19 protein-coding genes and 1 other RNA gene are annotated in these 23,138 nt (G+C 67.7%); 5 read left to right on the top strand and 15 right to left on the bottom strand.

Translation table 11 applies throughout. The annotated features are described in order from the left end of the window. The first annotated feature begins 17 nt into the window (after positions 1-17). Complete coding sequence (locus tag DYQ94_RS18085) at positions 18-1,040, top strand: amidohydrolase family protein (protein ID WP_126966211.1); 1,023 nt, start codon at positions 18-20, stop codon at positions 1,038-1,040. Positions 1,041-1,379: 339 nt separating this feature from the next. Here DYQ94_RS18085 and rpmG read toward each other — a convergent pair whose 3' ends face one another. The 8 genes from rpmG to rsmG all read right to left on the bottom strand — a co-directional run bounded on the left by rpmG (position 1,380) and on the right by rsmG (position 11,824). Further along, on the bottom strand, positions 1,380-1,547 hold the full coding sequence (rpmG, locus tag DYQ94_RS18080) for a 50S ribosomal protein L33 (RefSeq protein ID WP_002809462.1): 168 nt from the start codon (positions 1,545-1,547) through the stop codon (positions 1,380-1,382). A gap of 13 nt (positions 1,548-1,560) precedes the next feature. After that, a complete protein-coding gene (gene rpmB / locus DYQ94_RS18075) occupies positions 1,561-1,797 on the bottom strand; it encodes a 50S ribosomal protein L28 (protein ID WP_002809459.1) in 237 nt (78 codons plus the stop codon). Positions 1,798-1,999: 202 nt separating this feature from the next. Next, on the bottom strand, positions 2,000-5,179 hold the full coding sequence (locus DYQ94_RS18070) for an efflux RND transporter permease subunit (RefSeq protein ID WP_126966212.1): 3,180 nt from the start codon (positions 5,177-5,179) through the stop codon (positions 2,000-2,002). A 326-nt stretch (positions 5,180-5,505) separates the two neighbouring features. After that, positions 5,506-6,768 carry an efflux RND transporter periplasmic adaptor subunit gene (locus tag DYQ94_RS18065; RefSeq protein WP_126966213.1) on the bottom strand — a complete coding sequence of 421 codons (1,263 nt, stop codon included), beginning with the start codon at positions 6,766-6,768 and terminating at the stop codon, positions 5,506-5,508. A gap of 218 nt (positions 6,769-6,986) precedes the next feature. Beyond that, complete coding sequence (locus DYQ94_RS18060) at positions 6,987-8,258, bottom strand: TolC family protein (protein WP_126966214.1); 1,272 nt, start codon at positions 8,256-8,258, stop codon at positions 6,987-6,989. A 55-nt stretch (positions 8,259-8,313) separates the two neighbouring features. Further along, positions 8,314-8,697, bottom strand: a complete 384-nt coding sequence (locus DYQ94_RS18055; protein ID WP_016902720.1) for a hypothetical protein — start codon at positions 8,695-8,697, stop codon at positions 8,314-8,316. 525 nt (positions 8,698-9,222) lie between these two features. Continuing rightward, positions 9,223-11,043, bottom strand: a complete 1,821-nt coding sequence (locus DYQ94_RS18050) for a DUF885 domain-containing protein (protein WP_054591826.1) — start codon at positions 11,041-11,043, stop codon at positions 9,223-9,225. A 139-nt stretch (positions 11,044-11,182) separates the two neighbouring features. Next, positions 11,183-11,824 carry a 16S rRNA (guanine(527)-N(7))-methyltransferase RsmG gene (gene rsmG / locus DYQ94_RS18045; protein ID WP_126966215.1) on the bottom strand — a complete coding sequence of 214 codons (642 nt, stop codon included), beginning with the start codon at positions 11,822-11,824 and terminating at the stop codon, positions 11,183-11,185. A 339-nt stretch (positions 11,825-12,163) separates the two neighbouring features. Between rsmG and DYQ94_RS18040 the strand changes: the two genes are divergently transcribed. Together DYQ94_RS18040 and DYQ94_RS18035 are read left to right on the top strand one after the other, a co-directional pair. Continuing rightward, positions 12,164-13,792, top strand: coding sequence for an alkaline phosphatase D family protein (locus DYQ94_RS18040; protein WP_126966226.1), 1,629 nt, complete (start codon positions 12,164-12,166; stop codon positions 13,790-13,792). Between the two features lie 262 nt (positions 13,793-14,054). Next, positions 14,055-15,641 carry an alkaline phosphatase D family protein gene (locus DYQ94_RS18035; RefSeq protein WP_160954433.1) on the top strand — a complete coding sequence of 529 codons (1,587 nt, stop codon included), beginning with the start codon at positions 14,055-14,057 and terminating at the stop codon, positions 15,639-15,641. A 111-nt stretch (positions 15,642-15,752) separates the two neighbouring features. Here the strand turns inward: DYQ94_RS18035 and DYQ94_RS18030 are convergent, their stop codons facing one another. After that, positions 15,753-16,349 (bottom strand): 4'-phosphopantetheinyl transferase family protein, encoded by a 597-nt coding sequence (locus DYQ94_RS18030; protein WP_024937565.1) that lies wholly within the window; start codon positions 16,347-16,349, stop codon positions 15,753-15,755. A 126-nt stretch (positions 16,350-16,475) separates the two neighbouring features. On the opposite strand from DYQ94_RS18030, the gene DYQ94_RS18025 reads away from it, so the two are divergent. Next, positions 16,476-16,727 (top strand): GlsB/YeaQ/YmgE family stress response membrane protein, encoded by a 252-nt coding sequence (locus DYQ94_RS18025; protein ID WP_016901812.1) that lies wholly within the window; start codon positions 16,476-16,478, stop codon positions 16,725-16,727. Positions 16,728-16,782: 55 nt separating this feature from the next. Here DYQ94_RS18025 and DYQ94_RS18020 read toward each other — a convergent pair whose 3' ends face one another. After that, positions 16,783-17,220: a GFA family protein gene (locus DYQ94_RS18020; RefSeq protein ID WP_160954432.1), complete on the bottom strand. Its 438-nt coding sequence runs from the start codon at positions 17,218-17,220 to the stop codon at positions 16,783-16,785. Further along, entirely contained in the window at positions 17,217-17,996 is a 780-nt protein-coding gene (xth, locus tag DYQ94_RS18015) for an exodeoxyribonuclease III (protein WP_160954431.1), read from the bottom strand. Before xth ends, DYQ94_RS18020 begins: the two co-directional genes overlap by 4 nt. 492 nt (positions 17,997-18,488) lie before the next feature. Here xth and DYQ94_RS18010 point away from each other — a divergent pair, with 492 nt between their 5' ends. Continuing rightward, complete coding sequence (locus DYQ94_RS18010; RefSeq protein WP_160954430.1) at positions 18,489-19,637, top strand: ROK family transcriptional regulator; 1,149 nt, start codon at positions 18,489-18,491, stop codon at positions 19,635-19,637. 85 nt (positions 19,638-19,722) lie between these two features. Here the strand turns inward: DYQ94_RS18010 and DYQ94_RS18005 are convergent, their stop codons facing one another. The 4 genes from DYQ94_RS18005 to DYQ94_RS17990 all read right to left on the bottom strand — a co-directional run bounded on the left by DYQ94_RS18005 (position 19,723) and on the right by DYQ94_RS17990 (position 22,653). Then, positions 19,723-20,436, bottom strand: coding sequence for a hypothetical protein (locus DYQ94_RS18005; protein ID WP_311542369.1), 714 nt, complete (start codon positions 20,434-20,436; stop codon positions 19,723-19,725). A gap of 92 nt (positions 20,437-20,528) precedes the next feature. Continuing rightward, entirely contained in the window at positions 20,529-21,419 is an 891-nt protein-coding gene (locus DYQ94_RS18000; protein ID WP_160954429.1) for a peptidylprolyl isomerase, read from the bottom strand. An 89-nt stretch (positions 21,420-21,508) separates the two neighbouring features. Next, positions 21,509-21,584, bottom strand: a non-coding RNA gene (locus tag DYQ94_RS17995) — sX9 sRNA. Positions 21,585-21,645: 61 nt separating this feature from the next. Beyond that, positions 21,646-22,653, bottom strand: coding sequence for a glycerophosphodiester phosphodiesterase family protein (locus DYQ94_RS17990; protein WP_024937571.1), 1,008 nt, complete (start codon positions 22,651-22,653; stop codon positions 21,646-21,648). Positions 22,654-23,138: the final 485 nt, after the last annotated feature.

Genomic DNA, 23,138 nt, shown 5'->3' with positions numbered 1-23,138 from the left:
TCAACAAGACCCTTGCCATGATCATCGACTGCCACGGCCACTACACCACCGCGCCCGCGGCGCACGATGCCTTCCGCAAGGCGCAGATCGCGCAGTACGACGATCCGAGTTTGCCCGCGCCGGTGTATCCGCATATTTCCGACGACGCATTGCGCGAAAGCATCGAACAGCACCAGCTGCGCCTGTTGCGCGAGCGCGGTGCCGACATGACGATCTTTTCGCCACGCGCCAGCACCATGGCGCACCACATCGGCAACGAAGCGGTCAGCCAGGTGTGGACGCGTCACTGCAACGACCTGATCGCGCGCGTGGTGCAGCTGTATCCGCAGACCTTCATCGGCGTGTGTCAGTTGCCGCAGTCGCCGGGCGTGCCGATCGCCCAGTCGATCGCCGAGCTGGAACGTTGCGTCACCGAACTCGGATTTGTCGGCTGCAATCTCAATCCCGACCCATCCGGCGGCCACTGGAACGGCATGCCATTGACCGATCGCGCCTGGTATCCGTTCTTCGAAAAGATGGTCGAGCTCGACGTGCCGGCGATGGTGCATGTGTCGGGCAGCTGCAACGCCAACTTCCACGCCACCGGCGCGCATTATCTCAATGCCGATACCGCCGCGTTCATGCAGTTTCTCCAAGGCGATCTGTTCGCTGATTTCCCGGACTTGCGCTTCATCATCCCGCACGGCGGCGGCGCGGTGCCGTATCACTGGGGTCGCTTCCGCGGCCTGGCCGACATGCTCGGCAAGCCGCCGCTGTCCACGCATGTGATGCGCAATGTGTTCTTTGACACCTGCGTGTATCACCAGCCCGGCATCGATCTGCTGTTCGAGGTCATCGACATCGACAACATCCTGTTCGGCTCGGAGATGGTCGGTGCGGTGCGCGGCATCGACCCGCAGACCGGCCAGTATTTCGACGACACCAAGCGCTACATCGATGCCTTGGCGATTTCCGACGCCGACAAGCGCAAGGTATTCGAAGGCAATGCGCGACGGGTGTATCCACGCCTGGATGCACAATTGCGTGCGCGCGGGCTGTAACTCTTTCTTATCTGCCGGAGAAGGTGCCCCGCCGGGGCGGATGAGTGGCGCCTCGCAGAGCGGTCACCGTCTGCGATGTCAAACGCGTCGCCACGCGCCTTCAGAAGTGAAACGCCGGCTGCTTCGCCTCGAACTGCCAGCGACTGACGGAGCGTGCAATCGGAAAAACGACGTTTCGCTTGCGAGTGGCTTCGCCCCGTACCCACCCCTACCCCTCTCCCGAAGGGAAAGGGGAGTGCACGCCGACCATTGTTGCGATCACCCCCGCAACACTCCCCAAACGCAAACACCCGCCTTGCGGCGGGTGTTTGCTTGGATGCAGATCGGGTAATCGGTGGATTACTTGATCTTGCCTTCCTTGTACATCACGTGCTTACGCACGACCGGGTCGTATTTCATCATTTCCATCTTCCCCGGAGTGTTCTTCTTGTTCTTGTCCGTGGTGTAGAAGTGGCCGGTAGCGGCCGAGGAAATCATACGAATCTTGTCACGCTTGCCTTTTGCCATGACTGCTTACTCCTCAGACCTTTTCGCCGCGCGCACGCAGCTCTTTCAGAACGGCATCAATCCCGTTCTTGTCGATGGTGCGCAATGCATGCGCGGAGACACGGAGCTTCACCCAACGGTTCTCGCTGGCGACCCAGAAGCGGCGCTCGTGCAGGTTGGGCAGGAAGCGACGACGGGTTCTGTTGTTTGCGTGGGAGACGTTGTTACCCGTCTGCACACGCTTGCCGGACACTTGGCATACGCGGGACATTACGCACCTCGATAAATGAATTGCCACCCATAGCCTGGGGAGCGGCGGCCCCGACAGCGTCAAGCTGCCACGCAACGTTGGGAATCAAGAACTTACGCTGGGAACAAGCCGGCAACCCCATCGCGCTGGGTGCCGCCATCCGGAGCGATCCGGGCACAGCGAGCCGCGCATTATGCACGGCTTTCCTATGTGCCGCAAGCACTTAGCCTGCACTTCCCGCCCGCTCGCGGTGCAGCCAGCGATACAGCACCGGCAGCACCAGCAGGGTCAGCAAGGTCGACGAGACGATGCCGCCGATCACCACCGTGGCCAGGGGACGCTGCACCTCGGCCCCGGCGCCGACATTGAAGGCCATCGGCACAAAGCCCAGTGCGGCCACCAACGCCGTCATCAACACCGGGCGCAGGCGGCTCAGCGCGCCTTCGCGCAAGGCCTGCTCCAGCGACATGCCCCCGGCCCGCAGGCTGCGCACAAAGGCGATCATCACCAGGCCGTTGAGCACCGCCACCCCCGACAGCGCGATAAAGCCGACACCGGCGGAGATCGACAACGCCAGGCCGCGCAGCGCCAACGCCACCACGCCGCCGGTCAGCGCCAGCGGCACGCCGCTGAACACCACCAGCGCATCGCGCAGCGAGCCGAACGACCAGTACAGCAGCGCGAAGATCAGCAACAAGGTGCCCGGCACCACCCAGGCCAGGCGCTGGCCGGCGGAGATCAATTGCTCGAAGGTGCCGCCGTAGCCGATCCAGTAGCCGGTGGGCAGCACGACCTCGGCCTGCACACGCTGCTGCACCTCGGCGACGAATCCGCCCAGGTCGCGGTCGCGCACATTGGCGGTGATCACGATGCGGCGCTTGCCGTCTTCGCGATTGATCTGGTTGGGCCCGAGCACGGTTTGTACCTTTGCGACCTCGCGCAGCGGCACCGTGGTCGGTTCGCCACTGCGCCAGCCGGCCGCGCGGCTGGACTCGTCGGCATCGGCGCGCTCGCCATCGCCACGCAGCGGGATCGGCAGATCGGCCAACGCCGTCGGGTCCTGCCGCAGGCCTTCGGGCAGGCGCACCACGATGTCGAACCGGCGGTCGCCTTCGAACAACTGCCCGGCCGCCTGCCCGCCCACCGCCGCCGACACCGTGTCCTGCACCACGCCGGGATTGAGCCCGTACCCGGCCAGCGCGGCGCGATCGGGCACCACCGCCAGCATCGGCAGGCCGGTGGCCTGTTCCAGGCTCACGTCGGCCGCACCCGGCACCGTGCTGGCGACTTCCTGCACGCGCTGCCCCAGCTTGACCAGCGTGTCCAGGTCATCGCCGTAGACCTTGATCGCCACATCCGCACGCACGCCGGAAATCAGCTCGTTCATGCGCATCTGGATCGGCTGGGTGAACTCGTAGTTGTTGCCGGGCAGCTGCTTTACCGCTTCCTCGATCTCGGCCACCAACTGCGCCTTGGGTTTGCGCGGGTCCGGCCACCGCGCGCGCGGATGCATGATCAAGAACGTATCGGCCACCGACGGCGGCATCGGGTCGGTCGCCACTTCGGCAGTCCCGAGCTTGCCGAACACATGCGCCACCTCCGGAAACTGCTTGATGCGTTTTTCCAGCGTGGACTGCATGGTGATGGCCTGTTCCAGGCTGGTGCCGGGAATGCGCAAGGCGTGCAGCGCGATATCGCCCTCGTCCAGGTTCGGGATGAATTCGCTGCCCAGGCGCGTGGCCAATACCGCGCACAGCGCCACCGCCACCACCGCACCGAGACCGACCCAGCGGCCGTGACGCAGCGCGCGATCCAGCAAGGGCGCATACACGCCGCGCGCCCAGCGCATCGCGCGGTTCTCGTGCTCGGCCACCTTGCCGCCGAGCAACAAGGCGATCGCTGCGGGGACAAAAGTGAGCGACAGCAGCATCGCACCGCTCAGCGCCAGCACCACGGTGATCGCCATCGGATGGAACATCTTGCCTTCGATGCCGGTGAGCGCGAAGACCGGCAGATACACCGCCGTGATGATGCCCAGACCGAACAGGCTGGGCCGGATCACCTCTGCCGTGGCTTCGGCGGTCAGTTCGAAACGCTCGTCGCGCTCGAGCACCCGACCCAGGCGCAATTGCGCTTGCCCGAAGCGGCGCAGGCAGTTCTCCACGATGATCACCGCGCCATCGACGATCAAGCCGAAATCCAGCGCCCCCAGACTCATCAGGTTGCCGGACACGCCACCGCGCACCATGCCAGTGAGGGTGAACAACATCGCCAGCGGAATCACCGCCGCTGTGATCAGGGCCGCACGCACATTGCCCAGCAGCAGGAACAGCACCACGATCACCAGCAACGCGCCTTCGATCAGGTTCTTGGCGACGGTGACGATGGTGCGGTCCACCAGCGCGGTGCGGTCGTAGACCGGCACCGCCTGCACGCCGGCCGGCAAACTGGCATTGGCCACTTCCAGGCGCTGCGCGGCGGCCTGCGCCACGGTGCGGCTGTTGGCGCCGACCAGCATGAACACCGTGCCGAGCACCACCTCGGTGCCATCCTGGGTGGCCGCACCGGTGCGCAACTCGCGCCCCTCGCCGACCTGCGCCACATCGCGCACCCGGATCGGCACGCCTTGGCGCCGATCCAGCACGATCGCCCCGATCTGCGCGATATCGTCCACCTGCCCCGGCACCCGCACCAGGAACTGCTGGCCGTTACGTTCGATATAGCCGGCACCGATGTTGCGGTTGTTCGCCTCCACCGCGCGCGCCACATCGTCCAGCGTGAAACCCAGGGCGACCAGGCGTGCCGGGTCCGGGGTGATGTGGATCTGCCGCGCATAGCCGCCAATGGTATTGACCTCGGTGACGCCGGGCACATTGCGCAACTGCGGGCGCACCACCCAGTCCTGCAGGGTGCGCAGATCGGTGGCTGTCCACGCACTGCCATCGGGCTTGCGCGCATTCGGTTTGGCTTCGACCGTGTACATGAAGATCTCGCCAAGCCCGGTCGCGATCGGCCCCAGCTGCGGCTCCAACTCGGCCGGCAGTTGCGACTTGACCTGCTGCAGCCGCTCGGCCACCTGCTGCCGCGCAAAATACAGGTCCGTGCCATCGGCAAAGACCGCCGTCACCTGCGACAAGCCGTAGCGCGACAACGAGCGTGTGGATTCCAGCCCCGGCAAGCCCGCCAGCACCGTCTCCAGCGGAAACGTCACCCGCTGCTCCGACTCCAACGGCGAGTACCCCGGCGCGGCCGTATTGACCTGCACCTGCACATTGGTGATGTCCGGGGTGGCATCGATCGGCAGGCGCGAAAAACTCCACGCTCCGATCGCAATCAACACCGCCGTCAACGCCAGCATCAACCACCGCTGCGCGATCGCGAACCGAATGATGTTAGTGAGCATGACGCGCACCTCCGCGCACACGCGTCGCAACGGCGTGCGCAGCCACGTCGATCAGTGCGTGCGTACGCACGCACGACGCCTGTGCAATCTCAGCGGGCTGCCGTCGGCCGACAGCAGCACCACAGCGAGGATCCCGACTTTCGCCGCTATCGCGATCGCCCCCGATGCATCCGACCTTCGCAGCGCAGACTCTCACGCCGTTGCTGGCGTGATCGCCTGCGCCGTGAGTGCGTGGACGACGTAAAAAACGTTTCACCGAAGAATGGACGAGCCGGTCGCAAGCACGCGCTTGCGGTCGAGGCAGACGCAAACCGGAAGCGCAGCGATCAATGATCATGCGATGCCCCCGACTTCTCGATATCGGCCTTCACCAGATAACTCTGCTCCACCACCACCGCGTCACCCGCGATCAGACCCGACACCACCTGCACCTGCTGCGCATCGCGCGCGCCCAACTTCACCGGCCGCACCTCGTACACATCCCCCACCCGCACGAACACCACCTCCCAGTCGCGAAACTGCTGCAAGGCCCCCACCGGCACCACCATTGCCGCCGGCTGCTGCGCCACCGTCACCCGCGCCTTCACCGCCGAGCCTGGCCGCCACAGGCCGTCGCTGTTGCGCAGCACCGCGCGCGCCACCGTGCTCTGACTCGCGGTGGCCGTGCCCGGCAACACGCGCTCCAATGTGGTCTGCGCCACCACGCCATCGCTGATGCGCGTCACCGTCACCGGTGCGCCGGCGGTGATGTGCCCGGCATCGGCGCCGAAGATGTGCAGATCCACCCACAGGCTCGACAGGTCGGCAATCTCGAACAACGCCTGGCCTTCGCTGGCGTTGCTGCCCAGGCTGGCGTTGCGGGCGAGCACGGTGCCGCTGATCGGCGCGCCGACCGAATACGTGGTCAGGCTCAGGTTGCTCTCCACCGTGGCCAGCACCTGGCCGGCACGCACCTGGTCGCCGACGTTGACGCGCAGGCTGCGCACCGGCCCGGGAAAGCGTGCGGTGGCCTGCGCCTGCGCACCTTCTGCCGGCGTCAGCAGGCCTTGCACTTCGTGCTGGTCGGCGATGCTGCCGGGGCCGACCGGCGCGACCCGGATGCCGGCGTCCTGCGCAATCTTCGCTGCGATGGTGGTGCGCCCTTCGTAGCTGGGATAGGCCCAACGATGCGACCTGCCCTGCACGGTGGCGCGTACTTCCACATCGAACGAATGCGGCTCGCCGACCGTGCTGTCGGCCAGCAGGCTGCCATCGTCGCGTGCGCGCAATCGATGCACTTCGTTGATACCGCCAAGCCGGGTCAAACGCACTTCGACACTGCCGGCGCTGGGCGGCAACGGCTTGCCGTCGCGGTACAGCCAGGCGCGATAGGTCGGCGGCGTGCCGTCTTCGGCAATCGCCAGCTCCACGCTGTCGCCGTCCTGTTCGAGCAGGCGCCCGCCGTGCGGGCCTTTTTCGGCTTCCTCGCCATGTGCCTCGGCGTCGCCCTCGGCACCGGGCGTTGCGTGGTCATGCGATTGTTCGCCGTTGCGGCTGCAGCCACCCAGCAGCAGCGCCAGCAACAGCGGCGCGAGCAGAAAACGTGTCATCGAAGAAAATCCTGGTTGGCGCCGACGCTGTGCGTCGGGCGAACGAACGAAGATGGTGTGCACCGGATGCCTTGGATGCGCAGTACGCGCGGTAGGCGCGCGCGGCGCTTGGCGACTGCTGGATGCCGATGCGGTTGCAAGCGCCGAGGCCGATACCGACGCAGCGGCTCCAGGCGGACGCAGGCAGGCAGGGCGAAAATGCGCAGCGGAGGTAGCGCTCATGGCCCCACCTGCGCAGTGCTGTCGGCCACGAACGGCTGCCCGGTCAGGCGCTGGATCTCGATCAATGCGGTCTGCGCTTCCAATGCGGCGGCCAGTTGCTGCTGGCGTGCGTCGCTGCGCTGTGCCTGCAGCTGCGCCCAGTCCAGATAGCTGGTGGCGCCGGCGCGATACGCGCGCTCGGCGGCGGCATCGGCGCGCGCAAGTGCGGGCAGCACATCGCTGCGCATGCGCGCCACTTCCAGCTGCGCGGCGCGGTAGCGGCCATGCGCGTCGGCCAGCGTGGTGTAGAGCGTCAGTGCCTGCGATTGGCGTTCGATCTCCAGCAACGACAGCTCCGCTTCGGCGGCGCGGATCTCCGGTTGCGCACGCGCGGCGCTGCCCAGCGCCAGTGAGACGCTGCCGAGCAGTGCGGTGGCGTCATTGGCTTCGAGCCGGCGCACGCCCACCTGCCAGTCCAGATCCGGACGCGCCTGGCTGCGTGCCAGCCGCACCCGTGCCTCGCGCACGCGCTGCTCACCGTTCAAGCGCGCCAGTTCGGGGGTGGCATCGAGCAGCTGCGCCAGCACCTCGAACTCGGGAACCGCCGGCAGCTGCAATGGGTCGCCGGTGACATCGCCGAAGTCCGGCGTGCGCTGCCCCCACAACACCGCCAGCTGGCGGCGCGCGGCCAGCAGTTCCTGCTGCGCGCGATCGCGCTCCAGTTCCGCCCGCGCCTGCAGGGCCTGGGCGGTCAGCAGCACCGATTCGGGCGATGCGCCGGCCTGCAGACGCTGGCGCGCGGCACTGACGGTGCGTTGGCGCTGGGCCAGGGTTTCCAGCGCGGCCGCATGCCGTTGCGCGGCCATGCCGATGGCCAGATAGCGCCGGGCGACTTCGGCCAGCACGTCCAGCCGCGCCAGCGCCCGCTGCGGGGCGAGTGCGTCGATGCGTGCCTGGGCCAGGGTGCGGCGCGCGTCCAGCTTGCCGCCCCGTTCCAGCACGCCGGCCAGGGTGACGGTGAGTTCGGCTTGGTCCAGCGCGCGGGTCGGGCCGCTGCCGAACACGTTTTCCAGTTCGGCGCCGATGCGCAACGGCGGACGCAGCGCGTCGCGCTCGGCGTCGGCAGTGAGGACCGCGCGCTGGCCATCGGCCAGGCGCAGGTCGGGGTGCTGCCGGGCAACGCGCGCGATGGCGTCGTCCAGGGTCAGCACGGGCTTGGGCGGTACGTCCTGCGCCATGGCGCACGGCACGACCGCGAAGACGGCAAGTGCCGTCAGTCGCAACCACATGAGGGTGTCTCCGGAATCGGGATCGATGGACAGGCCGGCAGCTGCCGGCGATGCATCAGGCCGCGATCGGGGGACGCAATCCGGTCTCGCTCAGGTGCGAGCGGTAGTACGCGAGCACGGCCACGGGCTGGGCCTGCGTGTGCGTGGACAACGGCAGCCAGGCCAGCGCCGGCAAGACGGCCGGATTCTGGCCGTGGCAGTAGCCGCTATGCATCAGGGCGTGCATCAGGCCGGCCCCATCGCGTTCGCCGGCATCGCCTTCGTCGGCGCCGTCATGGCCGTGCGGCGCGGTGTCTTCCAGATGCATCTGGTCGTGCGCCAGCGCATGCACATCGCCCAGTGCGCAGGCCACCGGTGCGACCAGCACGCCCATGGCCAGCACCGCCAGCGCCATCAGGCGCAGCAAGGGGTGCAACAGGCGGGCGCGACGCAGCAGCATGGGCGCAGCCTATCGGGGCCAGGGCAGTTACACAATCGCATGCCTGCCGCGCAGCATCGTAGGAGCGGACCTGGCCGCGACGTCGTCCTGGTCAGCGCGATGGCACTCCGCCTACATGCTGGTTGATCGCAGACAGCGCCCGGGAGGGCGAGAAGCTGCCGACGATTACCTGGAACTGGGATCGAGGCCACGACGGCGCCGGGGTCGGGGACGGCGTCGCGGCCGGGTCCGCTCCTACGTGGAGCGGACCGTTCGCCAGGGTCAGGGCGCGGCGGCGCCATCAGGCGCAACAGGCGGGCGCGACGCAGCAACACGGGCGGTCGTAGGAGCGGACCTGGCCGCGACGCCGTCCTGGTCAGCGCGATGGCACTCCGCCTACATGCTGGTTGATCGCAGACAGCGCCCGGGAAGGCGAGAAGCTGCCGACGATTACCTGAAACTGGGATCGAGGCCATGGCGGCGCCGGGGTCGGGGACGGCGTCGCGGCCGGGTCCGCTCCTACGTGGAGCGGACCGGTGGCCAGGGTCAGGGCGCGGCGGCGCTGGGCTTGGACGTTGCCGGGCGCGCCTTGCTCTCGGCGATGAAGGCGCGCACCTGCTGCTCCAGCACCGGCAAGGTGACCGAACCCTGCTTCAGCACCGCGTCGTGGAAGGCCTTGATGTCGAAGCGGTCGCCCAGTTCCTGTTCGGCCTCGGCACGCAGCTTGACGATGCTGATCTCGCCCAGCTTGTAGCTCAGCGCCTGGCCGGGCCAGGAGATGTAGCGGTCCACCTCGGTGGTGACCTCGTGCTCGCTCAGCGCGGTGCGGTCGCGCAGGTAGGCCAGCGCCTGCTCGCGGCTCCAGCCGTCGTGGTGCACGCCGGTGTCGATCACCAGCCGGCAGGCGCGCCACATTTCGTAGGTGAGCCGGCCGAATTCCTCGTATGGGGTCTCGTAGATGCCCATCTCCTGGCCGAGCTTTTCGGTATACAGCGCCCAGCCTTCGCCGTAGGCGGAGATGTAGTTTTCGCGGCGGAACGCCGGCTGGTCGCCCTGCTCCAGCGCCAGCGAGCCCTGCAGCGAATGCCCGGGCGAGGATTCGTGCAGGGTCAGCGCCGGCAGGTTGTACAACGGCCGCGACGGCAGGTTGTAGGTATTGACCCAGTAGGTGGTGGCGCCGCCGCGGCCGGCAGTCCAGAACGGGGCGATATCGTCCGGCACCGGCTTGATGGTGAAGCGCCCGCGCGGCAGCGTGCCGATGAACCTGCCGACCTGCCCGTCCACCCGCTTGGAAATCCACGCAGCGCGATCGAGCAGTTCCTGCGGGGTCTTGGCATAGAACTGCGGGTCGGTGCGCAGGAAGCTCAGGAACTGCGCGAAGCTGCCCTTGAAACCGACCTGTTTGATGATCGCGTCCATCTGCGCCTGGATGCGCGCCACCTCGTCCAGGCCGATCTTGTGGATCTGCTCCGGGGTCAGGTCCAGCGTGGTGTATTCGCGGATCTGCTGGCGATAGAACGCCTTGCCGTCGGGCAGCGCTTCGGCCGCCAGCGTGGTGCGCGCCTTGGGCATGTACTCGTCGCGGAAAAAGCTCAGCAACTTGCTGTAGGCCGGCAGCACTGCATTGCTCAGCGCGGCCTTGGCCTGTTCGCGCAACTGCGCCTGTTCGGCGGCGGGGATCTGCGCCGGCAGCTGCTTGAACGGCGCGTAGAAGCTGGACGCGGTCGGGTCTTTGACATCGGCCACGGTGGCGATGGAAACGTCGCGGCCATCCAGCACCGCGCGCGGCACGCTGAACCCGCGCGCCAGGCCGGCGCGCATGTTGGCGGTCTGCTGCTCGAAGTAGCGCGGCACATCGTTGAGGCGCGCGATGTAGGCGCGGTACTCGGCAGCGGTCTTCATCGGCCGCTGCGCCATGAAGCCGAGATTGGACCAGAACGAGCTGTCCGAATTGAACGGCATCTCGTACAGGCGCAGGCGCACCTCGGCGGCGAGGTTTTCCACCTGCGGGCGGTAGATGGCGTAGTTGACCTGGTTGGCGGGCGAGAGCTGTTTCGGGTCGATGCCGTCGAGCTGCTTAAGCACGCCGTCCCATACCGCCAGGCGCGCCTGCTGCGCGGCCGGGCCGACATCGGGCAGATGGGTGTTGTCGCCGGTGGTGTCGCTGTCTTCGTCGGCCTGGCCGGTCTCGGCCTGGCGCCAGCTCCACTCTTTTTCGTAGATGGCGCGGAAACGCGCATCGGCGGGGCGCTCGGCGGTCAGCGTGGCAGGCGCCACTGGTGCCGGTGCGGCGGCCTGCGCCGAGGTGGCGGCGAAGCTTGCGCCCAGCAGGGCGAGCGAAAGTGCGGCGGCGAGAGGAGATGTCACGTGCGGGCGGCCTGCGTTCGGATCGAACGTTCGATCATGGCAGCCCGGGCGGCAGCTGCCATGGGCCGGAAGTCCCAGCGCGGGGATTGCGGGTCGCGGCTTGCGGTGTGAATGCGCGCGACCGGACAGGCCGGCCGCTTCAGCCTGCCTTGCGCACCACCACCAGATGCCGCTCGCCGTCCAGGCCCGGCACCTGCAGCGGATGCACCTCGCCCACCGTCCAGCCGGCGGGCAGCGCGGCGATCTCGTCATGCGGGTAGACGCCCTTCATCGCCAGCAGGCTGCCGCCCGGGCGCAGCAGGTGGCCGCCGACGTCAATGATGCCGGCCAGCGTGTCCAGCGCCCGCGCGGTGAGATGGTCGTAGGCGGCCGGCTCGTCCAGCGCCTCGGCGCGCGACTCGGCCACGCGTGCGTTGCCCAGCGCCAGCTGGCGCAGCGCCTCGCGCATGAAGCGGGCCTTCTTGCCGTTGCTTTCCACCAGGGTCACCTGAAGCTGCGGGCGGGTGATCGCCAGCGGGATGCCGGGCAGGCCGGGGCCGGTGCCCAGATCGGCCAGGGTGCCGCTGGCGATGTAGGGCTGCATGGCCAGCGAATCGAGTAGATGGCGGGTGACCATCTCGCGCGGGTCGCGCACGGCGGTGAGGTTGTAGGTCTTGTTCCAACGCACCAGCAGCGTCAGATAGCGCAACAACGGCGCGGCAAAGGCCGCATCCAGGGATTGGGCCTGCAGGCCGTTGGCCAGCGCAGCGGCTACATCGGGGGAAAGTGCGGCATCGTTCATGCCGCGATTATCGCAGCTGGCTGGCGCGTGCGTGCCGCGCAGGCCGGCGATGCGTGGCGCGTGAGCGCGTGGGCCGCAAGCCGACGTAAGTGAACTTGCCCAGCACAACGTCCAGGCCTGCGATGCCGCAAGACCTGCCACCCACGACAGACCGCCGCTGCACCGGCGTGTAGGCATCGCTGTGGGCAGGGTCACCCGCCGCGGTGGCATACCCGTATCTGCCATCGGCAGTCGATGACGCAGGCAAGCCTGCGCCGACAGCGACACCACTGCCGCTGCCATTGAACGGACATGCGCCCGTCGCACTATGGTCGCGTTCGCCAGATCGCCTGTATGCCCATGTCTTTGATCGACCCGTCTTCCGCATCGCCCCTGCCTGGCCCCGGCAACACAGCTGCCGCCGTGGATCACAGCCGGCGCCGTCTTCTCGTCGCCGGTGCCGGGCTGGCGGCCGCCGGGCTGCTCAGCCCGTTCGCACGTGCCAGCGGCAGCCCGGACCCGTTTACCCTGGGCGTGGCCGCGGGCGACCCGCTGGCCGACGGCTTTGTCATCTGGACCCGGCTGGCGCCACGCCCGCTGGAGCCGGATGGACGCGGCGGGCTGACCGCTCCGGTGCAGGTGCGCTGGCAGGTGGCCAGCGACCCGGGCATGCGCCACATCGTGCGCCAGGGTCAGACCGTCGCCAGCCCGGCCTGGGGTCATGCGGTGCATGTGGAGGTCGCCGGCCTGGCCGCCGATCGCCCGTACTGGTACTGCTTCCAGGCGCTGGGCGCGCGTAGCGCCATCGGCAGCGCGCGCACCTTGCCGGCGCCGCACCAGTTGCCGGATGCCGCACGGCTGGGCTTTGTGTCCTGCTCGCACTGGGAGCTGGGCTATTTCAGCGCCTACCGCCACCTGGCCGCCGAACAGCCGGACCTGGTGTTCTTCCTCGGCGATTACATCTACGAATACAGCAACCACGGCGAGGCAGCGCAGAAGATCGTGCGCCCGCACGGCAGCGGCGAATGCCTGGATCTGGCCGGCTACCGCAACCGCTATGCGCTGTACCGCACTGACCCCGACCTGCAGGCGCTGCACGCCGGCAGCGCCTGCGTGGCGACCTGGGACGACCACGAAGTGCAGAACGATTACGCCAACCGCTGGTCGCAGGACCCGTCGATTGCGGTCGACACGTTCCTGGCCCGGCGCGCAGCCGCCTACCGTGCCTTTTACGAACACTTCCCGCTGCGCGCACGCAATCGCCCACACGGCGCCGACATGCGCATCTACCGCTCGCTGGACTACGGCCAGCTGGCGCGCTTCTACGTGCTCGACGGGCGCCAGTACCGCAGCGAACAACCCTGCCCGCAGGCCAACGGCTGGCGCGGCGGGCATGTGGTGGACGACAGTTGCCACGAACGCACCGACCCACGCCGCAGCATGCTCGGCTGGGAACAGGAGCACTGGCTGCATGGCGCCTTCGCGCAGTCGGCCGCGCGCTGGAACGTGATTGCGCAGGATCTATTGGTGGCACCGATGCAGCAGCACGGCCGCGACGGCGTGTTCGGACACTGGACCGACGGCTGGGACGGCTACCCGGCCACGCGCACGCGCATGCTCGACGCCATCGCCAAGACCCGGCTGCGCAACCCGGTGTTCTGGGGCGGCGACATCCACTCGTACTGGGTCACCGATCTGAAGGCCGATCCGGCCAACCCCGACTCGCCGACGCTGGCCACCGAATTCGTCGGCACCTCGGTCACCTCCGACGGCCAGAGCAACGCCGAGCTGCAACAGACCATGGCGCTCAATCCGCACGTGCACTACGCCGAAGGCGAAACCCGCGGCTATGTCTCGGTGACGCTGACACCGGGCCGGATGGAAACGCGCCTGCAAGGCATCTCAGACCGCCGCGACCGCCAGGCCACGGTCTCGACGTTGAAGCGCTTTGTGGTCGAGGACGGCAAGGCGGGTGCGGTGGAGGCGTGAGCCTGCGCTGCGCTGCCGCGGGTGGTGGCGCAGCGCAGGCTCACCATCCACCACAACTTGCCTTTGCCGATCTCCACGACCGTCGCAGCACGCGTGAACCGCCCTGCAACTGCCTTGCCGCGCAGAGCTTGCGGTGCGTGCTGCACAACGCGGTGACTGCATCCATCCCCACAGGCCGGGCGCGTCGTGCAGCGCAATGGACACGCGCCGGTAAGACGGCGGCGCTACATCTGGGCGCCGCTGCCAGACGTTCGAGGATCCCATGACCGCCTCCGATCCCACTCGCCGCCGCGTGTTGCAAGGGCTGGGTGCCGGCCTGTTGTTGCCGGCCACTGCCGGTTGGCCCACGCGTAGTCTGGCTGCGCCGTTCGGGCGGCCGCTGATCACCGATGGGGTGCAGAGCGGCGATGTCGTGGAGGGCCGGGCGTTGCTGTGGAGCCGCTGCGATCGGCCGGCGCGGCTGCGGGTGGAATGGGATACGCGCCCGAGCCTGCGTCAGGCGCGTCGCGTGGATGGGCCGGTGGCTTCGCCAGCGCACGATTTCACTGCGCGGGTGGATCTGGGCGCATTGCCGCGCGATCAGGACATCTTCTACCGGGTGCGCTTCGAAGATGCCGACAGCGGTGTGTTGAGCGCGCCGGTGCACGGCCATCTGCGCAGTGCGCCGCAGACGCGTGGCGATGTGCGCTTTGTCTGGAGTGGCGACACCGTCGGCCAGGGCTTCGGCATCAATCCGGACATCGGCGGCATGCGCATCTACAGCGCGATGCGCGAGCGCAACCCGGATTTCTTCCTGCACAGCGGCGACACCATCTATGCCGACGGCCCGATCCCGGCCGAGCTGATCGTGGAAGAAGGCAAGCGCTGGCGCAACCTCACCACCACGGCCAAGAGCAAGGTGGCCGAAACGCTGGACGAATTCCGCGGCAACTACCGCTACAACCTGCTCGATGAGCATGTGCGCCGCTTCAATGCCGAGGTGGCGCAGGTCTGGCAATGGGACGACCACGAAACCACCAACAACTGGTCGCCCGGCAAGCAGCTGGACGAGCGCTATCAGGTGCGCGATATCGGGGTGCTGGCCGGTCGTGCACGTCAGGCATTTCTGGAATACGCACCGATGCGCGGCGTGCATGCCGATGGCAACGGGCGCATCTACCGCAAGATCAGTTATGGCCCGCTGCTGGATGTGTTCGTGCTGGACATGCGCAGCTATCGCGGCGCCAACAGCGACAACCTGCAGCCGCAACCGGGCGCGGACGCGGCCTTTCTGGGCCCGCAGCAACTGGCCTGGCTGCAGCGCGAACTGGCCGGCTCGCGCGCGCAATGGAAGGTGATTGCCGCCGACATGCCGATCGGCCTGCAGGTGCCCGATGGGCAGGACGCCGCAGGCCGCGCGCGCTGGGAGGCGATCGCCAACGGCGATCCGGGTGTGCCGCGCGGGCGTGAACAGGAGATCGCCACGCTACTGCGTTTCATCAGCACAGCGCGCATTCGCAACACGCTGTGGCTGACCGCCGATGTGCATTATTGCGCGGCGCATTACTACCACCCGGATCGGGCGGCGTTTCAGCAATTCGAACCGTTCTGGGAGTTCGTGGCCGGCCCGCTCAATGCCGGCAGCTTCGGCCCGAATGCACTCGATGCCACCTTCGGCCCGACGGTGATCTTCCAGAAAGCACCGCCGGCACCCAACCTGTCGCCGCTGGCCGGATTTCAGTTCTTTGGCGAAGTGGAGATCGATGCACGCACCGGCGTGCTGACGGTGACCTTGCGCAATCTGGATGGGGTAGCGCAGTTCCGTCAGCCGATTTTGCCGCACGCTGCGACGCGGCCGGAACATGCCTGAGACGTCGGTCGGACCAGCAACGCAAGCATCCATGTCCGGCACGTGCTGCATCACGGTCCAGGACGCAACGCACACCTGCGCTGCAGCCACGCAGTGAAGCGATCGCCGCGCCTATTCGGCCGGCAACGGGTAGAACGCCAGCGCAGCGCGGCAATCCGGTGCGGCCCACCATTCGTGCAACTGCCACTGCGTGGCCTGGCCGAGCGCGGGGTCGCACCACTGCAACTGCAATGCGCCGTCGGGCGCCACTGCGTAGGCAAGCCGATGCAGGCCAAACGACAGGCCATGCCCGTACGCCTTGAGCAGCGCTTCCTTGGCGCACCACAGGCGGAAAAACAGCGCCTGTTGCGCGTCCGGCTGCAGGCCGGCCAGCACTGCGATTTCGTCGGCATGGAAGAATCGCTGCGCAATTTCCAGCAGACGTGGGCGCGCGCGGATGCGCTCCAGATCCACGCCCAGCCGCACGCCCTGCCCCAGGCCGACCAGCAGATAATCGCCGCTATGGCTCCAGCCGGTGTCCCGGTCGGGCAGGGCCGGCTGCAGCGACGGCCGCCCGCGCTCGTCGCGCCGCAGCGGCACCTGGGCGGGTTCCAGCGCCAGGGCCTGGCCCAGCAACTCGCGCGCCTGTGGTTCGCCACGCTCGCCATGCCGGTGCGGACGCAGCCACAGCTGCACCGGGCCGATATGCCAGCTTGCGTGCGCTGTCACGCTGCGTGCACCAAGCACAACAGCCGCATGCGCGTGCGACCGCGCTCGACAGTCACTTCACGCCGGCCTGCGTTGAATGGCGCCCATGCACTACTTCCGGTGCAATCGCATGAGGAGTTCGGCAACATGGGCATCATCATCTGGTTGATCGTCGGCGGCATCGTGGGTTGGCTGGCCAGCATCATCATGCGTCGCGATGCGCAGCAGGGCATCATTCTCAATATCGTGGTCGGCATCGTCGGCGCGCTGATCGCCGGGTTCCTGTTCGGTGGCGGCATCAATCAGGCGATCACGCTGTGGACCTTCGTGTGGTCGCTGGTGGGTGCGGTGATCCTGCTGGCAATCGTCAATCTGTTCACCCGTGGCCGCGTGCGCTAAGCACGCATCCACTGATGGAACATTCAACGCCCGGGCTTGCCCGGGCGTTGTCGTTTCAGCCATCGGCCGGAGCACGATCCAACGGATGGTGCACCCCATCTTCCACCGGCACGGCGATGTTCAACGCATAGGGATTGACGCCTTCCAGGCAGCCGACGTTGTAGCCGTACTCGTTGGGATTGGAGCGCCGCCGGTGATGCGTGTAGATGCCACACACGCCGCAGAAGTAATGCGCCGCCGCATGCGTGTTGAACTGATACAGCCGTAGCACGTCCTCGCCCTGCAGCACGTGCAGGCCGCCCAGCGTCACCGAGGCGACGATGGCGCCACGGCGGCGGCACATCGAGCAGTCGCAACGGCGTGGATCGAGCAGGCCGTGCGGCAGATCCAGATCGATCTGCACCGCGCCGCAGTGGCAACTCAGCCGATGCACCGGCCCCAGGGTGACCTCACCGACCTTGTGCGTGCTACGCCGCAGATGCCGCTCGCTCATGCGCCCGCCTCGGCCAGGCGCACCCAGGCCGGTGCATGGTCGCTGGGGCGCTCCCAGGTGCGCGGTTCGCGGTCGATGCCCGCGTCCACCGCGCGTGCGCGCAAGGCCTCCGAGACCAGGGTCAGATCGATGCGCAGGCCCAGATTGCGGCGGAATCCGGCCTGGCGGTAATCCCACCAGCTGAACTGCTCGGCTTCCTCATGATGCAGCCGGAACGCATCGTGCAGGCCCAGCGCCAGCAGTTGTTCCAGCGCGGCGCGCTCGGCGGCGGAGGTGAGGATGTGGTGCTCGTTCCACACTGCCGGATCGTGCACATCGCGCGCATCCGGGGCGATGTTGAAGTCCCCCAGCACCACCAGCTGCGGGTACTTGTGCAGTTCCTGCGCCAGCCAGTCGTGCACTGCGGCCAGCCAGCGCAGCTTGTAGGCGTACTTGTCGGTGCCCACGTCCTGGCCGTTGACCACATACAGGTTGACGATGCGCACGCCATCGACGGTGGCGGCGATCGCGCGCTGCTGCACGTCGTCGAAACCGGGGATGCCCATCTGCACGTCCAGCGCCGGCGAGCGCGACAGGATCGCCACGCCGTTGTAGGTCTTCTGCCCGCAGAACACGCTGCGATAGCCGGCAGCGGCCAGCGCCGCATCCGGAAACTTGTGGTCTTCCAGCTTGGTTTCCTGGATGCCGACCACGTCGGGTGCGAACGTGCCCAGCCACTGTTGCAGGTGCGGCAGGCGCACGTTGAGCGAGTTGACGTTCCAGGAGGCAATCTTCATGGCGTGGCGCGGACCGTGGTTCAAACCACCAATGGTACCGCGCCGCCGGAGTGTGCTCAGGGGCGTGGGGCGATGCGCACGCCGAGCTGGTTGGCGACAGGGCGTTCCCGCTCGGAATGCCGGTATCGATGAGACGATTGAGCGCGTGCAGGCGCACCGTCCACGCGCACGGTCAGGGTGCTGGAGCCGCAGTCGGCGACCAGCATCCATCGCTTCTTGCGCGCGATCCAGGCCAGTGCGCGGCGCGGTTGGGCGCCTCGCCGTAGTCGGCGCGGCTGGCCTCGCGTGGCTGGCGCTTGCCGTCGGCCATCTGCAGATCGGCGGTGCAGGTCGAGCAGGGGCAGCAGGCCGCGGCCGGGAACACGGACAGGTGCGCAGGCGTGAGGCGGGATGACCGCTGATGACAGAGGCTGGCAATTCAATAACTTACTGTAAATTAATTATTTCGACCGGACCGGGTAAGCTGGCCCCTCCCTCGCGCCACCGCTCGCCATGCCGTCCACTGCCGCTGTCGCATTGCCGCCGCATGCGCCGAATTTCCCCGGCCTGAGCCGCAACGAGCGCGACATGCTCGACCGCCTGCGCCTGGCCGGCGTGCTCACCCGCGCCGACCTCAGCCGCGGCACCGGGCTGACCGTGCAAACCGCGGTGCGCCTGATCGAAGGCCTGCAGGCGCGCGGCATGGTCCACATGGGCAGCGGCGTGGCACGTGCCGGCCGCGGCAAGCCGGGGGTGGCGGTGTCGTTGAACCCGGCGCACGGCCACACCCTGGGCGTCTCCATCGCCACCGACGCGCTGAGCCTGGCGCTGGTGGATTTCGCCGGCCAGGTACTGGCGGTCGGCGAGCTGCCGCTGGACGCGCGCAGTGCCGACGCGGTGTTGCTGCAGTTGCAGGCCGGCGACGCAGCGCTGCTGGCAGGCCTGGACCACGCGGTGGGGCCGCTGCTGGGGATCGGGTTGGCGATGAGCGGGTTCTTTACCGGCGAGGACGGGCGTATCAATCCGCCCGAGCCGCTGCGTGCGCTTGGCGAGTTCGCCCTGGCGCCGTGGCTGGCGCAGGCCTGCGCGCAGCCGGTGTGGATGGACAACGACGGCAGCGTGGCCGCCGCCGGCGAAGCGATGCTGGGCGTGGGCCGTCGACATCGCGACTTTGCCTACCTCTATCTCAGCTACGGGTTCGGCGGCGGCCTGGTCATCGACGGCCAGGTCATGCGCGGTGCGCGCGGCAATGCCGGTGAATTCGCCGGCATGCTGCCGGCGCAGAAGCTCGAACGCGCCACGCTGGAACTGCTGCGCGAACTGCTGGCCGACGACGGCGTGGCGTTTGCCGACGTGCGCAGCCTGCTGGCCGCCTACGACCCGACCTGGCCGGCGATCGAGCGCTGGATCGCACGCAGCGCGCCGGGGGTGTCGTTGATCGTCTCGGCGATCACCGCGGTGTGCGACCCGGAAGCGATCGTGTTCGGCGGCCGTCTGCCGGCCGATCTGGCCCGACGCCTGATCGCCGCCGTGCAGATCGACAACCTGCCGCGTCGCGGTCAGGCCAGGCCGATGCCGCTACTGCTGCCGGCCGAAGCACCGGCCGACGCCTGCGCGATCGGTGCGGCGACGCTGCCGTTGAAGGCGCGCTACTTCCGTTGACTGAAGGTGCCCCGCCCCTGTCGCGGGTGCTGACAGTCTGCGTTGCCGTTGGATGGGCGCTGGTTCGTGCGTCGCAGAACCGGCGTCAATCTGCGGTGGCAGCGCGCCCACGGCAGCAATAGCCGAACAACTCAACCGCCAGCTCACGTGCCTGTTGCTGCTGTTGTTGGGTGAGCGACTCCAGCAATTCGTCTTCTGCCTGCAACGGTGCCGATGGATCCAGCGCGTGGTCCGGCGGTTGGCGCGATGCCAGCCGCCACGCCGCCGCATACACAGGGTCGGGCGCATGCAACAGCGGCGATTCCACCACCTGCGCCAAGGTGTCGATGGCATCGCGATGGCCCGCCAATGCCAGCGCTTCCAACTCGGCCACAATCGCGGCCACCTCCTGTTCGTCGCTCGCCGACAGCTGCGCAGGCATGCCGGCAGGTACGCCGGCCACCGCACGTTGCAGCAACTCGGCCGCACGCTGCGCAAGTAGATAGCGTTGCGCATCGGTATCGCCGTGCGCAGCGGCCGTGCGTAGCAGCGCCTCGATCTGCAGCTGCGTGCCGGCGACGCAGCGACGGCCCTCCAACGGCGGCACCTGTGCACCGCCGTGCGCGATCTGCGCGGCTCGCTCCTCACCCTGTTGACGACAGGCCAGCTGTTGCATGGCGCTGTCGAACAGGCCCTGACCGACGCGCGTCGGCAGCTGCGTCGATGCAACGCCGGCATGCACCGCAGGGCGCGCAGCGACGCCGCTCTGCGGGTGCAACGCAGCAGGCGTGCGCAGGCTCCACATTCCGGCGGCCGACATCGCTACGGCCACGCACACCGCGCCCGCCACCGGCCAGCGCGACCGCCTCCGATGCCATGGCCGCGCGCCAAGGTTCAGCGCAGGCGCCGGCATCAACGCAGCGCCGCTTCCAGTGCGGCGCGATCGAACTGCAACGGGTTGTCCTGGCGCAGACGTTCCAGCGCAGCGGTGGCCGCCTGGTCGCGCAATTGCACTTCGATCTGTCCGCGCGCTGTCTCCAGCGTGGCGGGTATGCGCGCATCCACACGGATCAGGTGATATCCCTCCGGCCCGCGGACGGGGGCCGAAACCTGCCCCACGCCCAGCCCCTGCACGGGCGCAGCAAAGACATCGGCCACGTTGCGCAGGAAGATCGATGACAGCTGGCCGCCCTCGGCCGCAGTGCTGCCATCGTCGGATTCGCGCATTGCCAGTTCTTCGAAGGGCGTGCCGGCATCCAGCTGCTGCTTGAGCCGCTGTGCGCGTGCGAGCGCCTGCGCATCGGTCAACGGTGTGCCGCGCCGGGCATCGCCTTGAGGCTGCAGCGCCACGAAGAGATGGCTGAGGCGAACCTCGTCGTAATCGTGCGGATGCGCATCGAACTGGGCCTGCACCTGCCTGGCGTCGATAGACGCGGCATCGCGTGCGCGCCGCTGCATTGCCTCGGCAAGAATGGCATCGGTGGCCTGACGGATGTGCGCGGCCACCACCGGGTCGTCTTGCAGATGCGCCTGGCGGGCCTGGTCCACCAGCAGCAGCCGGTCGGCAAATTCGCGTACGAAACTCGGGTCGGCCGCAATGGCCGGATTGGCGTTCTGCGGCAGGTCGGCCAGGGCCAGCGCGCGATATTCCGGCGCACTGAAGGTCTGGTGTCCAATCTGCAGCACCTTTCCGGAAGCCGGGCCAGTGTGCAGGTGTGCATCGGGTGTGGCGGCCTGCGCCAGCGGTGTGGAGCAGGCAAGGCTCAACCAAAGCAGCCTGAAACAATGCGGTGTGGAAAACATGGGCAATCTCCGTCATGGCATGAACCGGCGGCGGCAGTGCCGCCGCCGGGGCCGCCGGCCCGCACGGGCCGGCAACAGCTGCTGAGAGCGGCTAACGAAACGTAGCGAGCAGTCGTCAGGTGGGCGTGGGCGACGCGGAGGGACCGGCGTGTACGAGTGGTACATGAGGGTTCCGAGCACCGGCCGCGCCCGCCTGGCGGCTGCGCAGTAGTTTTGTCAGTTGCTCTTAGTCGTGCTTGCCGCGCGCACGCAGGTAGGCGATGGCCGCTTTCGGGTCGTCGCTGGTGATCAGGCCAAAGGCCTCGTCGCGTACGATGAAATCCAGATTGCCGCGATTGTCGGCCGTGTCGCGGCCACCGCCGTAGGAGAAATACAGATCCGACAGCGCGTAGCAGCAGGCGCCGCTGTTTTGATAGAACTTGCCAGCAGACGGGCCATCCGGAATCGCCTGGAACACGCCCACGCGATACCCACGCTCGCGAATGAAATCGGCATCGCTCTGCAGCAGGCCGCCGAGTTGCTTGACGTTGATCTCCATCGTCTGGTGACCGTTGTTCATCCATGCCGAAATCGTCTGGCGCACATTGATCTTGCCCAGCATGTTGGTGGTGAACACCGGTATGCCGACCATGCCGCTGCCATCTGCACGGTAGGCATCGCGACTGGTGTACAGCGTTGCATTGACCTTGGCGGCCACATAGCTGCCCGATGCCGCGCCGAACTGGCTTTCGGCGGCCTTGCGCACTGCGCGTACCGTGGCCGCATCCTTGATGTCGAACACCATCGGCGTACGCAGGTTGTGCTGCTTGTAATAGGCAAACAGCTCATCCACACGCGGTACGTGATAGCCGGTGGTGGTACGACGATCAGGCGTCAGCAGGAACAACTGGCTGACCTGCGACCACGGGGTGACCAGAATCGACGGGTTGACGCCCTGGTTGGTGATCGGGTCGTACTTCACTCCGGGATGTTGCTGCCACACGGTGGTGGTGCGGCCCAGGTTGTAGTCGTGCAGCAATACCGGCACGCCATCGCTGGTGAGCTTGACGTCCAGTTCCACGCCATCCATGCACTGGTCGTTGGCGATCTGCAGCGAGCCGCGCGAGTTTTCCGGCATGTCGGCGATGCCGGCGTATTTGCCCCATAAGCCACGGTGCGCCAGCACAACGGTATTGGAGGAGTTGAACAGGATGCGTTGCATCTTGATATCGGAGCTGTCGTTGCAGGCGGCCATCGCCAGCTGCGGCAGTGCAGCCAGCAGGGCCAGGGCGCCGAACAGGCGGCAGGCACGGGCCAGCGGATGTGGAGCGAGGAGGATAGGCATGGTCTCGGTGTCCCGGTTCGTAGGTACAGGAAGGGCAAGGGGTGGACGAGAGCCGACGGGTCGACGCAATCGGCGGACTCGCTTGCAGCGCACTCGCCAACCGGTCGATACCGGGGGAGAGGCCAAGCCGGGCGTGATCAGCGTTCGGCTTGCGGCCAATTTAGTCACCCTAGATGACTTAATTTCTTCGCTGGTGTTGCGGTTGTTCGCGATCGCGCAGGCATTGCGTGCAAAACGAAGCGGGCGATGCGATCGCATCGATGCCACGCAAGGACGCAGCGTTGTCGTGCACACGCGCGCAGCGCGTCGGGCGCCTGCGCACCGAGGTTTGATGGGGCGTTGCGCCCGCGTCGTCACGACGTTGGACCGCTGCCGGCACCCGCGCGGTGCGCGCG

Source organism: Xanthomonas sp. LMG 8993 (genome assembly GCF_009835065.2).
GTDB lineage: Bacteria > Pseudomonadota > Gammaproteobacteria > Xanthomonadales > Xanthomonadaceae > Xanthomonas > Xanthomonas arboricola.
The sequence above is the reverse complement of the archived record's forward strand: the minus strand, read 5'-3'. Positions and strand labels throughout refer to the sequence as shown.

Coding starts and splice junctions, on each gene's coding strand:
- rpmB (WP_002809459.1), bottom strand. CDS start 1,797: ATGTCCCGCGTATGCCAAGTGTCCGGCAAGCGTGTGCAGACGGGTAAC.
- DYQ94_RS18040 (WP_126966226.1), top strand. CDS start 12,164: ATGTCTTTGATCGACCCGTCTTCCGCATCGCCCCTGCCTGGCCCCGGC.
- rpmG (WP_002809462.1), bottom strand. CDS start 1,547: ATGGCAAAAGGCAAGCGTGACAAGATTCGTATGATTTCCTCGGCCGCT.
- DYQ94_RS17990 (WP_024937571.1), bottom strand. CDS start 22,653: ATGGCCGCCTGCAACGACAGCTCCGATATCAAGATGCAACGCATCCTG.
- rsmG (WP_126966215.1), bottom strand. CDS start 11,824: ATGAACGATGCCGCACTTTCCCCCGATGTAGCCGCTGCGCTGGCCAAC.
- DYQ94_RS18000 (WP_160954429.1), bottom strand. CDS start 21,419: ATGTTTTCCACACCGCATTGTTTCAGGCTGCTTTGGTTGAGCCTTGCC.
- DYQ94_RS18005 (WP_311542369.1), bottom strand. CDS start 20,436: ATGTCGGCCGCCGGAATGTGGAGCCTGCGCACGCCTGCTGCGTTGCAC.
- DYQ94_RS18010 (WP_160954430.1), top strand. CDS start 18,489: ATGCCGTCCACTGCCGCTGTCGCATTGCCGCCGCATGCGCCGAATTTC.
- DYQ94_RS18035 (WP_160954433.1), top strand. CDS start 14,055: ATGACCGCCTCCGATCCCACTCGCCGCCGCGTGTTGCAAGGGCTGGGT.
- DYQ94_RS18085 (WP_126966211.1), top strand. CDS start 18: ATGATCATCGACTGCCACGGCCACTACACCACCGCGCCCGCGGCGCAC.
- DYQ94_RS18055 (WP_016902720.1), bottom strand. CDS start 8,697: ATGCTGCTGCGTCGCGCCCGCCTGTTGCACCCCTTGCTGCGCCTGATG.
- xth (WP_160954431.1), bottom strand. CDS start 17,996: ATGAAGATTGCCTCCTGGAACGTCAACTCGCTCAACGTGCGCCTGCCG.
- DYQ94_RS18060 (WP_126966214.1), bottom strand. CDS start 8,258: ATGTGGTTGCGACTGACGGCACTTGCCGTCTTCGCGGTCGTGCCGTGC.
- DYQ94_RS18020 (WP_160954432.1), bottom strand. CDS start 17,220: ATGAGCGAGCGGCATCTGCGGCGTAGCACGCACAAGGTCGGTGAGGTC.
- DYQ94_RS18070 (WP_126966212.1), bottom strand. CDS start 5,179: ATGCTCACTAACATCATTCGGTTCGCGATCGCGCAGCGGTGGTTGATG.
- DYQ94_RS18025 (WP_016901812.1), top strand. CDS start 16,476: ATGGGCATCATCATCTGGTTGATCGTCGGCGGCATCGTGGGTTGGCTG.
- DYQ94_RS18065 (WP_126966213.1), bottom strand. CDS start 6,768: ATGACACGTTTTCTGCTCGCGCCGCTGTTGCTGGCGCTGCTGCTGGGT.